This window comes from Candidatus Eremiobacterota bacterium, assembly GCA_031082125.1.
Taxonomy (GTDB): domain Bacteria; phylum Vulcanimicrobiota; class CADAWZ01; order CADAWZ01; family Ess09-12; genus Ess09-12.
The window spans coordinates 349,397-365,807 of the sequence record JAVHLM010000001.1 but is presented as its reverse complement, the minus strand read 5'-3'; the positions used below and the strand labels follow the sequence as shown (position 1 = coordinate 365,807).

The window sequence follows — 16,411 nt, the reverse complement described above, 5'->3', positions numbered from 1 at the left end:
TTCTCCGGGACAGAACGGCTTTTATTCCCCTTCCGCAGGGATCTTGAAGTCATTGACGTACTTTTCCGGGCACGTCCTCGCGTCTTTCACTATTGCCGCTATGACAGGGTGGGTCCGCTCCTCGCCGGTGGTTTTTGCGTTTCTTGCTATATATTCTGCCCTCGCTATGACATTCTCCTTTTCGCTGGTGACCATTGCGCTTCCCTCCTCATTGATATCTTTCGCACCTTCATTGTATGATATTTTTCCCTGAGAGTCTGTACTATAAGACACAGAAGAGTTCACAAATGTTACATTATTGTAACGTCTGGATCGCCAAAAATGGCTTTACAGAGGCACTTCTGCCTGCTATAATAAAAGGTGACGGAGGATATTCATGATGAGGACCATGACATTTTCAACGCAAAGCCCGCTGCATCTCTCCATATACGGAGACGGTGCAGTCTTTGCATTGAAGAGGGTCATGGTGAGCTCGGGGTAAAAGAACGCTATTTTGCCAGCTCTTCACAGGGCCCTCGAATGAGGGCCCTTTTTATTATGCCGGGAAAGGAGGTGAGCACGATGAGGATGACCAGGGAGCAGATTCAGAACAGGATCAGGGTGTTCATGGAGAAAATGGCTAAAGTCAGGGAGAAAAGGGAGGTGAGGACCGCTCATGGAAAGTACAGGATCAGGCGGACAACCTTGCGGCGATATGTCTAGCGGTCCGGCCGGTGACCACCCGGGGTGAGGCCGTCTCGAAAGAGGCGGCCTCATCTCTTGTACAAGCTACTTGCCGCTGCCGATTGGGAGGTACACCACCTCATTGCCGCACCATGCAATGAATTTTTCGAAGTCATTGAAGCTCAGACCCACCGTGGCAGTATTCACGTTGGGATGGAAGTTGACGGTGGCTTCCTTTTTAAGGTCTTCATCGAGGACCACTTTCACCGCTCTGGCATGGTCGTTGATCAGACCGAAGGGCGAGACTGCACCCGGCATGAGCCCCAGGCAGTTCAAGAGGCGTTCAGGAGAGCCGAAGCTCAGCCTGTCCTCTCCCAGTGCCGCAGTAAGGGTTTTCATATCGGGGCTCTTGGCGCTCAGCACTGTGACAAGGTAGTGGTGGCTCCCCTTCTTGTTGCGGAGGAAGAGGTTCTTCAGGTGGGCTCCCGTGAGGGAGCTCCAGTGCTTCTCGGCCTCTTCGACGGTATAGACGGGAGGGTGCTCGTGGAGGGTGAAGGCAATGCCCAGGCTCTCCAATGCCGCAATGACTTTCTGTGCTTCCTGTTCCATGATCATACCACCTGGCCTTATAGTAACGCTTCGTCGCTCCACCCGAGCTTTATCAGGTCAATTCTCTTCAAGTCACTGACCCCTATTCCATACTCCCTGTCGGCAGCCTGGATATGGTTGACAGGCGTCACCGGGCGGTTCTCGCCGAAGGAGGCGACCCTCTTTTTCAGCAGGAGCTGGGCTCCCAGGGCATCGAGGGCCACGGGATCGGTGGAGACCATGATGCCTTTATAGGGCCACACATAGCGCGGGTCGAAGTGATGGGGGCCCCGGCCGTAGAATTGAGGCGTCAGCAGCACCAGGATGTTGAGCCTCGTTTTTCCTTTCACCACGGGGAGATTCCAGATGGCTCCAAGGGAGGCACATGAGTTGTCATGATACGACGACGGGTTATCAACAAACATGATGTAATTCTTGATGCATCCCCCGATACCCGCCCAGTGATGGCTCCTGAGGGGCCTCACGTTGATGAGGGCAGTCGAGGCCGCCAGGGTCTCCCGTGCGCCCCTGTCATCAGCATGGACATTCTTTTCATCGACGCCGGCGCTCTCGACGCGGCTTTTTATAATCTCCACGAGCTCGGGGGGCGTGGGCAGGTATTTCCACACATTGCTCTTGATCCCCACCCTGTCAGAAGGGGTGACTACTTTCTTCCATGCCCCGGCGGCATTGGGCGCCTGGAATAACCGGGTGACCGCTTCATCGAGCATCTCTCCCAGGATCCTGCTGTCCAGGGTGCCATCATCCCTGACGGCCCGGGCATTCCTTACGAGGACTACCCGGGCTTTCCCCTGTCTCTCCTGGGCCTTTTCACTGCCGGCCACAGCCTGGCCTGCCAGGGCCGGGAGCCCTGCCGCCGCCAGCAGTGCCGTGGTAGCGGCAGCCTTCATAAAATCACGGCGCGTGACGATGCTTTTATCTTTCACAGTGGTCCTCCTTCAGAAGCTGCAGTACCTTCTCCGCCAGCCGGGCTGCCTCCGCCTGCGACGGCGCGTCAAAAACCGAGAAGACAAAGTTTCTCGTGGTCCTGGCGCAGGTCCAGCAGCCATTTTCCGTTTTGACAGGGCCGCCGGTGGGGGCATCGGGAAGATAGGCCCTGGTAAAGGATTGAAAAGCCTGCCCGGCATCTTTCCTCGTTTTGTATGCGATGAGCAGCAGGGAGCAGGGAGGATTGCCGCTGCCATACCGGGCCAGCACTGCCTCAGTGTCCCTGCTGAGAGAGAGTATATTCTTATCTGCCAGGAAGTAAAGGCGGTTCAGCGAATCAACGGTATGGAAATACCGGCACGACTTGAGGCCTTCAGAGGGAAGGTGATCGAGGAGCCGGGGCTTTCTTTCCGGCGCCGGGAGAGCCGCCGCAATGCGCTCCCCCATGGCGAGGGCCCCCATTTTCGAGGAGGGTGTGTCTTTGTCGGCGATGACGCAGACAAAATACCTGCTCTTCCAGAAGCGCAGGAGGCCGGCCATGTATTCGCCCCCCTGCCCCGCGCTCACATTCTCCTTTTCGAGCTCATAGGAATAGATGCCGTAGGCGTCCCCGGGGCTCCCCATGTCAAATACGGCCACTTCCAGGGGAGGCTCTTCCTGTTTCTCGTAAGTGCGCACCGCAACGGAGGTGAAGCCGTAGGCAAGATAGATCTCGCCGCCGCCGTCGATATAGTCGAAGATCGTCCTGCGATCAAAAACCCTTTCGGTGCCACTCACCTTCCATCCCTGCACCTCCGCAGGAAAAGCATGCCACGCCGGGGGCGGGGGAGTTCCATCGCCGGCAAAAAGAGCGAGAAGCAAGAGCATGTACACCATGGCGGAAGAACCTCTTTCTCCTAATTGATTCGGCACCGGGCCGCCGAATCACTGCAAGGTCACCTGCTTTTCGGCAAAAGAGTCTGTCCGCTTACCAGCATTCATCTACCGTTTCATAGACACCTGGTTTTAAGGGGTTGATTTCCATGTCAGAGACACAGGTGTCATCATACTTTGTCCCTGCATATACCTCCCCGATGATGAGCTTCACGGAAGAGGTCATTACCGGCTTGAATGAGAATGCGTCGGCTTCATAGGAGGCACTGCCTCTCTTAGGAAAGGCGATCTTCTTCCGTGAATTGTCTGAAAACTCAAGGTACGCGACCTTGAGCTGGTTGTTTTCAAAAAAAAGCCTGCCAGAAGGAATTCCTCCCCTATTCTTCCCGTAACCGGGGTAAATAGTGATTGCCGAGACCTCTTTCTTTTTTCCCCAGCTTATTTTTACCCATTCGCCCTTACCGGGGCCTTTTACCCCTTCCACCCAGGCGGTATTGAGATCTCCGTTCGAGTTAAATGCAGAAAACGCGTCAAAGACATTTTCAGGGAGGTACTGGCTCCCGGCGCTTGAAGAAGCAGTGACCTGCAGGTCCAGCAGCTCTGGCCTTACTTCAGATATGGCGGTGTCATCATACTTTTTTCCCTTGTACACCGAATCGATTTGAAGGGCAATGCCGTCAGCGCAGAGAAAACGGCCGATCTCAACATCATGCCATTTTATGCTGTCTTTCAGTTCCATTGACTTCCTGAGGACACAGAAGCCCCGCGTCACCCCGCGGTTGCTGAGCCTGCAGAAATCGAGCCGGACCTTCCGCGGCCTGTTGTTGGCCTGGAAAGCCTCTTCACTCTTTCCATACCCTGCCAGTATCGACACGCCGGAGAGGGGACCCCCCTTGAGCAGGGAGAATCGTGACTTCACTGGGATCCTGAGGCGCTGGCCGCATCCCGGCCCTTTCACTCCCTCGGCCCAGCAGGTGGCCGGGTCGCCGTCTACCGCCTTGTCCGCGGAGTAGCGGAAAGAGTTCTCCAGGACCGAAGTGGCACTGAGGGGAGGGTGACCCCATCGGAGCCAAATATCATCAACAGGCTTATAGTTTTCAAAATGCCAGACGATGGTATTCCCCTTTATCGTGAAGCCGGGAGGCGACACACCTACGAGAAAGTTGTAGGTGCAATCTGCCTTCATGGCATCCATATCATCTTTTACACGGGTATAAAACGATGCGAGCTTTTCTTTGAAAGGAGGTGTGTAGTACTCCAGGGAAGTGTTCTCGGAAAGATCGGCCTCCATATCGACATTCTTTATTGACTGGCTCCACGTCGATCCTGTTTTCATCATGTAAGAGAGACTCCAGAAATGGTCAAGCCCGCCCAGGAGATACTCGTAGGAGCACCTGATTGTTTTCTCCTCACCTTCATTGAAATGGGTCTTCCACATGTACCACTCCGAAGAGTAAATGCTCTCCCAGAAATGCTCGGAAGAGCCGGGAGGCGCAGCTTTCTGCGAGGGAAGGCCCAGTTTTTTCACTTTTCCCTTTTCATCCTTCAGTATCCACGTGTTTTTTTCTTTTTTTATCAAGGCTGAACGGTACTGCACAGGGATATCATTGACGGAGACAGAGAAATCCCGGGGTTTTCGGAGCCCCATCTTCTCGTTGGGCTTGTGCGGCCTGGCATGGGGGAAGCCTATTTCCACGGTATTCTCCCTGCCGGGGTTGCAGAGAGAGTATATTCCTTCAACAAAGGCAAAAGGCGGGGTGATCCTGATGAGCACTTTCTCTTCTCTCAGGACAAGGTTTCCCTTACCGGTCAATACGATGTGCTCGCCTTCGCCCCCGAAAAATCCGGGGTTTGCAGAGGCAGGGGATGCCGCCCTCACCGCCATGAGAACGGCAAGGCACAGTATGACAAAGAATCCGTCTCTCTTATTCCTCAATGTCGGCAGATACCTCATGGCAAGGTTCTCCTTCAGGCCTTTACAGAACTGAGGCTTCTCAGAGGCCTCCTGTTATTTGCCTCCCTCTGTTTCTAGATCAATTTCTTTTTCTTGAGCATTTCCTTGAGCTCGGTGGAAAATCCGCTCCCCTTTTGATCCGGCCAGAAGAAATCGGAGATGCGCCAGACCCCGTCCTTTTTTGTCAGCTCCACGATTCTTATCACTTTTTTGCCTCTCTCCAAGGTCAGAGTCACCGGCACAGTCGCTTTCACGCCCTTTATTTCCGCATTTCCTATGGCATATTTCTTGAGTAATACCTGGGTCGGGTTGAACGGCTGAGCGTCGATCAGGTCCATATCGTTATCCTTCCAGCTCTTCATGGCATTTACCTTGGCAAATACTATTGATAACATGCTATATAAATCAGGCTGAAAGAGCTCCTTGACCTGGGAGAAAGTTTTCCTGAAATCATTTTTGCCGGCATCTTGACCCTTCCCGTCAGCAACGGGAGAATTTTTGAAATACCATGCATAGCAGGCGTCCACGACCTGTTCCGGTGTCTTCTCGGCAGCCTGGACGGCAGAGAGCGCACCTGCGATAAGAATAAGGCAAAGACAGAGAGCGAATATGTTTTTGAGCATTGTTTTTCCTTTCTTTGCACAGGAGATATTTTTGGAAACCCGTTAGCTGTCCCTTCTTTCGTATAAACACTACTAACGGGTAGAGCTATAGAGTGTGTTGATTATTGTTTAATCCCTTCTACCTTGGCAAATCCGCGACTGTCAGTCGCAGGATCATTCAGCCATCTGGCCGGGTTTGAGTCAATGACTTTGTAACGACCAGGTTTTAGAGTAATATTTGGACATACCTCCCACCATGTATTATCACTCGATATGCTTTTGGCCTGCCATGGTCCGTACATGGTTCCATCTTCATATTGCAGCCCTATCGTGCCGGGGGTGATAGGCTGATTCGAGCTAAAAGAGTGGTAAGTCACTATTTTAGTGATCTTGTGCGGCGTTTGGATAACAAAGGTCGTGGGTGACGTAGGGCGCGATGGCCCTGATAATACCCACTTGCCAGACTCATCCCGAATCACACGGGGGGAAAAGCTGTGATAGTTGTTAAAAAGCTCCACCTTTTTACCCGGTGGCTCAGTGGATGAAGTACCCGCAGTGGGAGAGTCGTCTTGAGTCCCTTTCACACTCACTGTGGTGGAGCCTTCCTTGATATTTCCTTCGCTGTCGGTGACACGTACTGCATAGGTCCTGCTCCCGACCTGACGGTGAGTCACATATACAAGGTCTGTACTTTTAGAGCTGCTGGCACAGAGCTTATCCCACTTCTTTCCGTCCTTGTACCAGTCATACTGAAAGGGAGGCGTTCCGCCCTGAACTATAGCGGTAAAAGATGTTTCCTCACCGACAGAGGCTGTCGTCGCTGATGCAGTGATGGATACTGAGAGCGGTGAGGATGCGGCTGTCTGAGGGGAGGTGACGATGACCCTGGTGTTCGCCTGGGCGGCGGTATCGCTGCTGTCCCTCACTATCACCGACTCGGTGAACTCCCGGGGCTTCCCCAGATTCCACTGGATGGCAGAGGCAGTGAATTCCTCCTCCCTCTTGCCGTTCTCATACCACTCATAGGTATAGGGCGGCACACCTCCGCTGGGCTTTGCCACAAGGCTCACCTTAAGCCCTGTCGGGCCGCTCAGCACGGGGGGATCAAGCGTCACCGTGAGGGGTGTGGATGCGGCTGCGTTCCCTATGTAACGGTGCTGGTGGTTTATCGACACATAGGTATTGAAAGCCCCGCAGTCAGTATCAAGGCACTTGTGACTGTGCTGGTGGCTTATGGGCACATAGGTATTGAAAGACCCGCAGCCCGTATCCAGGCATCTGTGAGTGTGCTGGTGGTTTGCCGGCACAGGCTGGTTGAAAGACCCGCAGCCCGTATCCAGGCACCTGGAGCCGCTCCCGGGAGATGGTGGAACAGAAGCGCCACCCAGTGGCTTGATCAAGATTACGACCGCGGCATCATCTTTATTCTCGGGCAGGTAGGGATAGGCGTACCAGTTGCCGGCGCTGAGCACAGTGCCTTTAGAATTCCCAGCATTCAGGTTCCTTATTACTCTTCCATTCGGTCCCTTGAGCCAGAAGCCTGCCCCTGAATCGGCTGCGCCGACTATTGTACCGCCCGCTGTCAGATTCAAACCGCTGCACTTCAGCGTCCCGTCAGTCCCGCGGCCTCTGGTCTGGTGGCCCTCCAGTGACACATTCTGAGCCCATGCCGGCACCACGAGCGCCAGGCACAGGAATGAAACAATAAGCATGGTGACCAGCAATTTTGACATAGTTTATATCTCCTTTCTTAATGAAAACCCTTGCCATATTCAGTTGCTGCTCAGTAACAGGAGTGACGCACAGGGGCGCAGAATGACCCTTACCGGTGCCGAGCGCGAGGAGGAGCAGCAGATACAGCATAATAGCATACTTCGATAAATCGGGGCGAGACTCCTATTTTACCCGCCGGTGTACACCCCGGATCCAATTACTTATGGAGCTGAGAGCATGAAAGACGAATGCCTGGCAAGGATGACAGGCAAGGGGCAGATCACTCTGCCGGCCCGCACTCAGAATTTTCATCCATCCGGGCCGACTCCTGGTAAAGCTCCTCGCCGCCGGGGGCTTTTCTCTGTCCTTCAGGTGATACAATCTGAGTCTCCACCCCATGCTCTTCATAAGCGCGGCCTTCAAGCGGCAGCCTTGATAATTGAAGGAATACCAACCACAATGTGGAAATACTCAATTATTACCATCGAAAAGGGGTGAGCGGCGTGAAAAAACTGGGGTGGGAGATTCTCTTTTCAAGCTTCCTGATTGTCTCTTTGCTGCTTGTTCAGGCGGGGTCCGCATCGGCGAATGCGGTGTGGAAGATTGATTTCTCTTCCGATATCAGGCCTGAAGGGGTGAAGACCTCTACGAACTACTGCTGGGATGGATCGAATTACCTCACCATGTATACCAAGGACAGCTCGCTGAGCATCCATTTCACCCTCGCCAAGGATGACTACAAGGGCTATTCCCTCAAAGTGACCGACAGGGGGACCATCCTGAACATGGAGTCTGTACCGGAGCACGGGGGAGGAGTCTTCTCTCCCTATAAGATCTCCGTGAACGGCGTTCCCGTTGCCGAACATGTTGACATCAAGTGGACAGCAGATAAAACCACAGGATATGACATCGGAAAATACCTCAAGGAAGGCGAGAACGTCATAATGCTCAGCCTCCTGATAGACGCGAGGACCAAGTACGAGGTCAAGAGCCTCACGCTGGAAAAATAACATGCCGGCGCGAAGGGAAGCCACTGCAGAACTGTCCCGGCTCACTTCCACAGGGAATGAATAAAAGAATTCCAGTCCGTGGTTGCCGAGGTGTCCAGCCCTGTTGAATATGAGGGAGGGATTTCGAATTTATCATCCGCAGGCAGATAAATACTCACAAGACAGCATTTACTCCAGTCAAATCTGTCATCCGGGTTGTACCTTTCAGCATAGAACTTGAAGTTCTGCGTTCCCGTCTCGAGATCAGACGACACCAGTGAAGCAGCATCTTTCAGGCTCTCACTCAGCACAGTGCTCGCACTCACCGATTTTGCAAAAAGTCCCAGATCACGCAGGTTATAGTCAGCGGTAAACTGTTCGGAATAGCCCTCTGTATAGGGTTTCTGTACGAGTGCCCGAAGCTCTTTTTTATACGCAGAGTCAGTAAGAGCGTTGTTGCACTCCCTGGCAAAGACGGTGAAATGCTCATGCACAGGGCCTATTTTCGCCAGCGCCACGGCAGTGTAAGCAAAATGCTCAATGTTAAACTGGATTTTATGCTCTCTGAAAGTGTCGAATGCAAGCCCCTCGGCAATCGCATTGGATGATGCATAAGGATTTGAAGATATACGTTCCAGAAAGACAGCATAAGGCTCGAATGGAAGGGAATTCTTACCCCACACGGCAGGCGGTGAGGCGACACAATAGTCCACTGAGTCCCTGATCTGATAAAACGTTTCATAACCTCCCATGAGACAGCAGCTTATTACCAGAATCTCTATGTTTTTTCCAAGCTGTGTCCGAATGGAGAGGAGTGACTCCTTGAGCTGAGGCATTGAGATGAAATTAAAGGTGGCATAATCCAAACATATGTCGCGCCGGATATTCTTCCTGCCGGAAGAGCCTTTCAAGGCCGGCCCGCTTCCGTGGTTCCAGAAATCAACGATATGATGCCGGGCGGGATAATACGCCAGCGATTGCTGCGCGAATTTCTCAAAGACCCTGTAATCTCCTGAATCCTCGTTTCTGCCATAATCAAAACAGGGAGAGGAAATAGACGACAAATCCGCATCTTTTCTTATATAATACATCTTTGTATTCGTCTTCTCCTCATCAATGAAGGCAACTGCGTGCATACCGGCCGTAGAGCCGGCTTTCTCCATGTACTTTATCACCTTTCGTGAGATATAGCTGGGAGATGAACCAAGGTCGTTGTCTGAGGCGATATAACAGATATAGAGCCATTCCTTTTTCAGGGGCGAATCATCTCCAGGCGGTATCAGCACCGCATCATAGTCCGGCGTGTTTACTGCGGTAACCTTATCTGCACTGACAGAGACAGTGAGTGCTGTGGTTTTCAGCCCTTCGCCGGTGAAGGTCAGTGTGGCATTTCCGGCAGGGATCCCTTCGAGCTTGAAATATCCTCTCTTATCGGTATAGACCTTTTGCGAGGGATAATCCAGGGTAACGCACAGGTCTGCCGCAGGCCCGTATCCCGGCATAACCGCCTTCGTCTCTTCTGTCTTACTGCCCTCTTCTGATGAAGAAAGGGTATAGCAGTACCCTTCACAGGAGCCCGATGCAGAGCTCTCTTCTGATGACCCTGAGGGCAGCACTGAGTCTCCTAACGAGTTTCCACCGTTGCTGCAGCCCGAGATCACAGTCACGGAGATGAGGATGAGCAGGAACAGCAGACACAGGCAATACATGGTAGTTCTCATTTTCCACCGCTTTCTGTGTGAAGCATTGTGCCATTCATTCCTGCAACCCACCCGTGGAGAGAGTCAAGAAAAAACACACCACGCAGCCACAAATCAGTTCCAGAATCCTGAGAGACCCAGTGAGCACCGCCATCTTCCGTATTCAGAATGATGCCATCAGGTCCCACTGCCCATCCATTTCGGTTGTCGGCAAAGAATATATCTTCCAGAGTTCCTGTCATGCCGCTATTCTGGCGCGTCCAGTTACTTCCGCCGTCCGAGGTATGAAGTATGGTTCCATTATATCCGGCAATCCATCCCTCCTGCGGGCTCGTAAAAGTAATACCCCTGAGGTGGGAATCCACCGGTGAGTTCTGGGCAATCCAGGTAGTGCCGCCGTCTGCAGTGTGAAGTATTGTGCCTGATCCGGCGATCCATCCCTGTTTCTCATCTACGAAGGCCAGATCAAAGAGAAGGGTTTCTGTGCCTGAAACCTGCTGATTCCAGTGATCGCCACCATCTGAGGTATGAATGACAGTGCCGTTGGATCCCACGATCCAGCCACAGTCTGCATTGATGAACTTAACGGCATAAAAGGAGGCAGGAACAGTCACTCCGGAGGTCTGTCTGCTCCAGGTGGCTCCACCATCGTCAGTGTGGAGTATGATATCAGAAGCTCCTGCGATCCAGCCGGCGGAAGCATTTACGAAGTAGACCGAATTGAGGTTGCCTGATACTCCCGAAATCTGGGAGTGCCACATTTTTCCACCGTCTGAAGTGTGTAGAATCGCGCCATCAAGCCCTGCTGTCCACCCATTGCTTTCATCGGTAAAGTGGACGCTCACGAAGTCGCTGGAAGAGCCTTCGCACTGTGCCTTCCATGCGGCGCCCCCATTGTCAGTAAAAAGAATCACGTTGTGCTCGCAGGCTGTCCATCCGATGGCGCCCTCTGCAAAATACATATCCCGGACAGAGGCTGTTGTTCCCGACACCTGAGAGGACCAGCTCATTCCCCCATCATCAGTATGAAGCAGAGTGCCTCTATCACCCCCGGCCCATCCGGTGCTTTCATTCACGAAAAACAGGCACTCCAGCCGCTCACCTGTAGTGGAGCTCTGAGTCTCCCAATGAACACCTCCGTCAGTGGTGTGAAGAAGCATTCCCCCGAGCCCTGCGGCCCATCCCTGATTGGTATCGATAAAAAAGACCGCGAAGAGGGATTCAGGGCTGTTCTCCATTTTGAGCCAGGTTCTGCCGGCATCAGCAGTTCGAAGGATGGTTCCGTTTCCCCCTACGATCCATCCTGCCTGACTGTTCACAAAGCAGACATCGTGAAGATCGTATCCTCCGCTTACCGTCTCCGGGATCCACGTGGCACCTCCGTCATCGGTATGGAGCAGTGCCCCGGACAATCCCACCGCCCATCCATGAGAGCTGTCGGTGAAACACACGGCTTCCAGCGTGCGCTGCGTGCCGGACACCTGAACCTGCCAGTGTGCCCCGCCATCATCTGAATGAAGAATGGTCCCGTTCTCACCTGCCACCCAGAGGTATCGCTCATCCACGCAGCAGATATCATACAGGGAGGGGCACTTCCCGGATGTGAGCTGATTCCAGCGGGAGCCTCCATCAGCGGTGTGCAGGATAACGCCATCAGAGCCCACCGCCCAGCCATTATTCCTGTTGGAAAAGACCATGCCGGAGAGATAAAGACACAATTGCTTTGTCCACTGCCGCCGGGGTGAGATGAGTACCGAGTTCTTCGAAGTGTGAACAGTTGATGAAGTGTAGCTGCCCTGAGAGGTGATACGGTATACCATCACTGCAAGCTGAGCATTCACAGAGTCCGAGGAGGGCACTGTGCACACAATTTCATCATTCTTCCACGAAGTATACTCTGTTGCGGTGAGCTTCTCCTTACCATCTGCAGATTCAAAGCACACTTGACTCTGCCCGCCGTTTTTCCATGCCCGTTCTTCTCCAAAGTTCATCCCGGTGATTCTGCATGTATCACCGGAGCAGAGAAGGGCCGGTGCGACACTCATGACAAGCGGCGTCATGGTATCAGCCCCTTCAGTCCCCGACGGCAGAGAAGAGACCGGGCTGCCACTCCCTCCACATCCCTGTAATACGATGAGCAAAAGAATTATCCCAATACACCGGATCATGGGAAACACCTCTTTTCCTTGGCTCCGGAGACGTTACGGCGATACTTCCCCGTTTATTCTCTTCCCTGTCAAAGAAAGCTTTCCCTTCAGAATTGACTGCAATACGGGAATAGCGAGGGGCCTGCTGCAGGAGGCGTAATTCTTCCGCTGTAGGAAAAAGACAGGCGGGGGGATAATACTCTTCAGTGCCATGAAATCCATACTTGTATCAGGACTCATCAACATTGAAGTGACGCTCCAGGTCGAGGGCTTTCCCATCCCCTACTTCCCCGTGCGATACCCCTTCCATGGCGTGAACAGCACCGTTTCGGGCGTGGGGTACAACGTGGCGAAAGCTCTCACCGTGCTGGGCGATCATGTGGAATTTCTTTCCATGACCGGCAGGGATCTTTCGGGAAAAATCGCCATGGAAACCCTTGAGACCCAGGGGATCGGCACAGGGCACGTAATGCCGCTCATTGAGAAGACTCCCCACTCGGTGATCCTCTTTGACCGCGATGGGAGGCGCCAGATCAATGTCGATCTCAAGAATATCCAGGAGACATCCTACCCCGGGGAGCATTTCGAAGAGGCGGCGTCACGGTGCTCAATGGCGGCGCTCTGCAATATCAATTTCTCCCGCCCTTTTCTCCGGAAAGCCATTGAAAGAGGGATGACAGTGGCCACCGATGTCCATGCCATCTCAAGTGTTGATGACGACTATAACGGCGAGTTCATGGCATGCGCTCATATCCTTTTCATGAGCGACGAGTCCCTCCCTGAAAGGCCGGAAAGCTGGGTGCGGAGGCTCCTCTCAAGGTTCGGTCCGGCCATCGTCGTTGTGGGGCTTGGTGCTGAAGGGGCTCTCATGGCGGTAAGAGACGACCACTTTATGGAGCGCATCCCCGCGGTGAAGACGAGGGATATTGTGAACACCATCGGTGCAGGCGACGCCCTTTTTTCTTCATTTATCCACTTCTACGGCAGGCATGGCGATCCTTATGCAGCACTTGACAAAGCGATGGTCTTTGCCTCTTACAAGATAGGGGAAAGCGGGGCTGCAGAAGGCTTTCTTGATGAAAAATCACTCGAGAGGCTCAGTCCCAGTCCACCGAGGCTTCATCGCCGTAATCAATGAATCTGTTGAAAGGCTGGTGCTGCTGATCGGGTGATGCATTCCCGGGGCCGGAGTCTCCCGGCGGCACCTGGGAGCGCGAGAAGTTCTGGAGCGCTATCGAGGCGAGGGCGTTATCGGTGCCCCCGCATGGTGCCATGGTCTCATAAGAAGAGAATGAAATCCCCTGAGTCCCCTGAGAATATGAGAATAGTGACGAGCTTTCCCGCGCATCCCGCCGCTCCGACATTTCTTCGGGGGCAGGGGTCTCGTCATCAATATTGATGACGTACCACGCTGTTTTGAGCTTCAGATTGGCGGAGTTTTTCTGATTGAGGAGCTGATCATCGCCGGCGTAAGGCTCCTGAGGAGCCTTGAGGGTGGTGCCCGCCGATTCCCGCGAGGAAGGGGAAAAGTGACGCTGGGGATAGAGGGTGCCGCGGCTCAGTACTTCATCCATGACCTTGTCTCCTTGATTCTTTTCATCTCTCTTTTCTTGAAACCGGTCTTCTGAGAGTGAACGAAGCTTACTCTCCTTATATTCTCTCCCGGTCAGAAGTTCCCCTTTCACTTTAACTATAGGCCTGAAGAGGGAAAAAGTCAATCGCCGGGGGGACCATTTTGTGGAAATGTGGAAATATCTGGTAAGATTTTAACAAATTATTTATTTTTTCTGCCCCATTGCATGTGCTATAATAAGTGCGGAATAGTCCTATTATTTCTATGAAGTGAAGGTGGAGCCATGTATATTGATCCCTCAAGCGACCCGTCAAACATATACCGGAAGATAGCGTCGCCGACCAATTACGGCCTCATGAAGGAGATTTTCGGCAATGACTTCATGGCAGAGGCCCCCACGGAGAGCGTCGAGCTGAGCAAGTCCAGGGGGAAGAAAAAGGCGGAAGCCGCAGGTGCCGAGAAGACGGCGACCGGGAAGAAAGCGCCCGAGAAAACGGCTGAAGGGTCTTCAACAGAAGCAAAGGCTCAGGCAGAGTTGCCCAGGGAAAAGAAGGCCCCCCCTTCAGGCGGCAATATTGCCACTCTCTCCGTCATCGAGGGTGAGGGGATGGTGGCCAGCAGCGCTTACAAGCAGGGCCGGACCAGTGATCAGTACCTCCTCAGGGACGGCTTTGACGAGAGTCGTGACATCACGGGCGTGAAAGCCGAGGAAGGGAAGCCCGGCGAGCCTTTCCGCTTCACCATAGATCTCGCAAAGCTCAGAGATAACGCCGAGCAGGGCAATCTGGACATGTATCTCCTTATCAGCCTGGGGAACAAGGGCAAGGTTGAGCTTCCCGATGGAATTCCCGGCATCACCTCGAAGCCATGGACCCTTGCCGTGGGAGGCTATGATGCCGACCATTTTTCCATCTACGATGAAAAGGGCCAGGTGGACGGGAAATACCTGAAGGAGATGAAATTCAACAAGGAAAAGAGCGCCGTGGAATTTTCCCTGGACAAGGAGGCCCTGCGCTCCCATGGCTGGAAGGACGGCGATCCCGTGCAGCTCCAGCCTTTCACCGCCAGGGACTTTGTCAAGAAAATCATCGATTCACTCGATGAGGCGGGACAGAAGCCCTGGGACACGGGGAAGCTCCAGGCATTCCTGGATACCGCAGGCGGCGCGGAGAGCGCACCTCCCCCGGCGGCAGGCCCTGCTGCCGAGCCCTCTGCCGAGCGCAAGCCCATCGACACGTGGAAGAACGATCTCATTTACTTTTTGCTTACCGACCGCTTCCGTGACGGCGACACGACCAACAACCAGGACGTGGTCCCTACCGACATGAAAAAATATCACGGCGGCGATATCCAGGGCATCATAGACAAGCTGGACTACATCAAGGACATAGGCGCCACGAGCATATGGCTCACTCCCGTGATGACCAACCAGACCCACTTCTTCGACACTGACAGCTACCATGGATACTGGCCCATAGATTTTTACAATACCGACAAGCACGTGGGCGACATGGCCAAGTTCCAGGAGCTCATTGACAAGGCCCATGAGAAGGGAATGAAGATCATCCTGGACATCCCTCTGAACCACACGGCCTGGGAGCATCCCCTCTACAAGGATCCAAAAACCCATGACTGGTTCCATCATATAGGCGACGTGAAGGACTGGGAAGACCCTTACTGGGCGGAGAACGGCTCCATTTTCGGTCTTCCTGACCTTGCCCAGGAAAACCCCGCTGTCGAGAAGTACCTCACTGATATCGCCAAGTTCTGGATAGACAAGGGCATCGACGGATTCCGCCTTGACGCGGTGAAAAACGTGCCCCTCTCCTTCTGGGCGAAGTTTGACAGGGCCATCCATGACTATGCCGGCAAGGATTTTCTCCTTGTAGGCGAATACTTCGACGGAAACCCCGCCAAGGTGGCCAAGTACCAGCGCGAGGACATGGATTCCCTCTTCGATTATCCCCTCTACTGGACTCTCAAGGACACCTTTGCCAAGGACGGGAGCATGAGGGGCCTGGCCGACAAGATGGCCGCCTGTGAAAGAGAGTATCCCAACCCCGGCGTGATGTCAGTCTTTCTTGACAACCATGATACGCCGCGGTTCCTCACCGAGGCCGGAGGCGACAAGAACAAGCTCAAGCTGGCTCTTGCCTTTGCGATGACTGTCAACCGAATCCCCACGATATATTACGGCACGGAAACGGCCATGGAAGGCAACTGTGATATCATGGGCGCCGTCGATAACCGCAAGGATATGCAGTGGGACAATGATCCCGCTATGCGCGAGTACTTCAGGACTCTGGCTGTGTCTCGCAAGAACAACGTGGCCCTCAGGGAAGGCAAATTGCTGGAAATGTGGCAGGATGACAAGGTATATGCCTATTCCCGCCTCCACCCCGACCAGGAAGCAGTGGTGATCCTCAATAACGACTATGGCACGCAGCAGAGGGAGATACCCCTGAGGGGAGAGAGCGCCCTCAAGAACGGCACAGTGATGCAGGACCTGCTCACCGGCGAGAAAGTGACCATTCAGGGCGGGAAGATCAGGACAGAGGTGGCAGGCAAGCACGCCAGGGTTTTTGTGCCGGTAAAATAGACAGGCTTTTCATGGGAAAATGTCGAATCAAGGGCGAGTATATCGCCCTTCTCTATTGGGTG

14 protein-coding genes are annotated in these 16,411 nt (G+C 53.5%); 4 read left to right on the top strand and 10 right to left on the bottom strand.

Features of this window, described 5'->3' with window-relative positions:
• Positions 1-21 precede the first annotated feature (21 nt).
• The gene (locus RDV48_01425; GenBank protein ID MDQ7821433.1) at positions 22-195 is read right to left on the bottom strand and encodes a hypothetical protein; all 174 of its coding nucleotides are present in this window, start codon (positions 193-195) and stop codon (positions 22-24) included.
• A gap of 366 nt (positions 196-561) precedes the next feature.
• On the opposite strand from RDV48_01425, the gene RDV48_01420 reads away from it, so the two are divergent.
• The gene (locus tag RDV48_01420; protein ID MDQ7821432.1) at positions 562-702 is read left to right on the top strand and encodes a hypothetical protein; all 141 of its coding nucleotides are present in this window, start codon (positions 562-564) and stop codon (positions 700-702) included.
• A 66-nt stretch (positions 703-768) separates the two neighbouring features.
• Here the strand turns inward: RDV48_01420 and RDV48_01415 are convergent, their stop codons facing one another.
• From RDV48_01415 to RDV48_01390, 6 genes are all read right to left on the bottom strand, one after another.
• Entirely contained in the window at positions 769-1,272 is a 504-nt protein-coding gene (locus RDV48_01415) for a prolyl-tRNA synthetase associated domain-containing protein (GenBank protein ID MDQ7821431.1), read from the bottom strand.
• A gap of 17 nt (positions 1,273-1,289) precedes the next feature.
• Complete coding sequence (locus tag RDV48_01410; GenBank protein MDQ7821430.1) at positions 1,290-2,198, bottom strand: DUF362 domain-containing protein; 909 nt, start codon at positions 2,196-2,198, stop codon at positions 1,290-1,292.
• Entirely contained in the window at positions 2,188-3,075 is an 888-nt protein-coding gene (locus RDV48_01405; protein ID MDQ7821429.1) for a hypothetical protein, read from the bottom strand. Before RDV48_01405 ends, RDV48_01410 begins: the two co-directional genes overlap by 11 nt.
• A gap of 91 nt (positions 3,076-3,166) precedes the next feature.
• Entirely contained in the window at positions 3,167-5,026 is a 1,860-nt protein-coding gene (locus RDV48_01400) for a hypothetical protein (GenBank protein ID MDQ7821428.1), read from the bottom strand.
• Between the two features lie 74 nt (positions 5,027-5,100).
• A complete protein-coding gene (locus RDV48_01395; GenBank protein MDQ7821427.1) occupies positions 5,101-5,649 on the bottom strand; it encodes a DUF3828 domain-containing protein in 549 nt (182 codons plus the stop codon).
• 101 nt (positions 5,650-5,750) lie between these two features.
• The gene (locus RDV48_01390; GenBank protein ID MDQ7821426.1) at positions 5,751-7,361 is read right to left on the bottom strand and encodes a hypothetical protein; all 1,611 of its coding nucleotides are present in this window, start codon (positions 7,359-7,361) and stop codon (positions 5,751-5,753) included.
• Between the two features lie 441 nt (positions 7,362-7,802).
• Between RDV48_01390 and RDV48_01385 the strand changes: the two genes are divergently transcribed.
• A complete protein-coding gene (locus RDV48_01385; GenBank protein MDQ7821425.1) occupies positions 7,803-8,351 on the top strand; it encodes a hypothetical protein in 549 nt (182 codons plus the stop codon).
• A gap of 41 nt (positions 8,352-8,392) precedes the next feature.
• Here the strand turns inward: RDV48_01385 and RDV48_01380 are convergent, their stop codons facing one another.
• Together RDV48_01380 and RDV48_01375 are read right to left on the bottom strand one after the other, a co-directional pair.
• Positions 8,393-9,832, bottom strand: a complete 1,440-nt coding sequence (locus RDV48_01380) for a clostripain-related cysteine peptidase (protein ID MDQ7821424.1) — start codon at positions 9,830-9,832, stop codon at positions 8,393-8,395.
• A gap of 215 nt (positions 9,833-10,047) precedes the next feature.
• A complete protein-coding gene (locus RDV48_01375) occupies positions 10,048-12,090 on the bottom strand; it encodes a YCF48-related protein (GenBank protein MDQ7821423.1) in 2,043 nt (680 codons plus the stop codon).
• Between the two features lie 298 nt (positions 12,091-12,388).
• Here RDV48_01375 and RDV48_01370 point away from each other — a divergent pair, with 298 nt between their 5' ends.
• Complete coding sequence (locus RDV48_01370; GenBank protein ID MDQ7821422.1) at positions 12,389-13,315, top strand: carbohydrate kinase family protein; 927 nt, start codon at positions 12,389-12,391, stop codon at positions 13,313-13,315.
• On the opposite strand, the gene RDV48_01365 is transcribed toward RDV48_01370, so the two are convergent.
• Positions 13,275-13,751: a hypothetical protein gene (locus RDV48_01365; GenBank protein ID MDQ7821421.1), complete on the bottom strand. Its 477-nt coding sequence runs from the start codon at positions 13,749-13,751 to the stop codon at positions 13,275-13,277. The genes RDV48_01370 and RDV48_01365 overlap by 41 nt on opposite strands.
• Before the next feature lie 282 nt (positions 13,752-14,033).
• Between RDV48_01365 and RDV48_01360 the strand changes: the two genes are divergently transcribed.
• Positions 14,034-16,349 (top strand): alpha-amylase family glycosyl hydrolase, encoded by a 2,316-nt coding sequence (locus tag RDV48_01360; protein MDQ7821420.1) that lies wholly within the window; start codon positions 14,034-14,036, stop codon positions 16,347-16,349.
• The last annotated feature ends 62 nt before the right edge of the window (positions 16,350-16,411 follow it).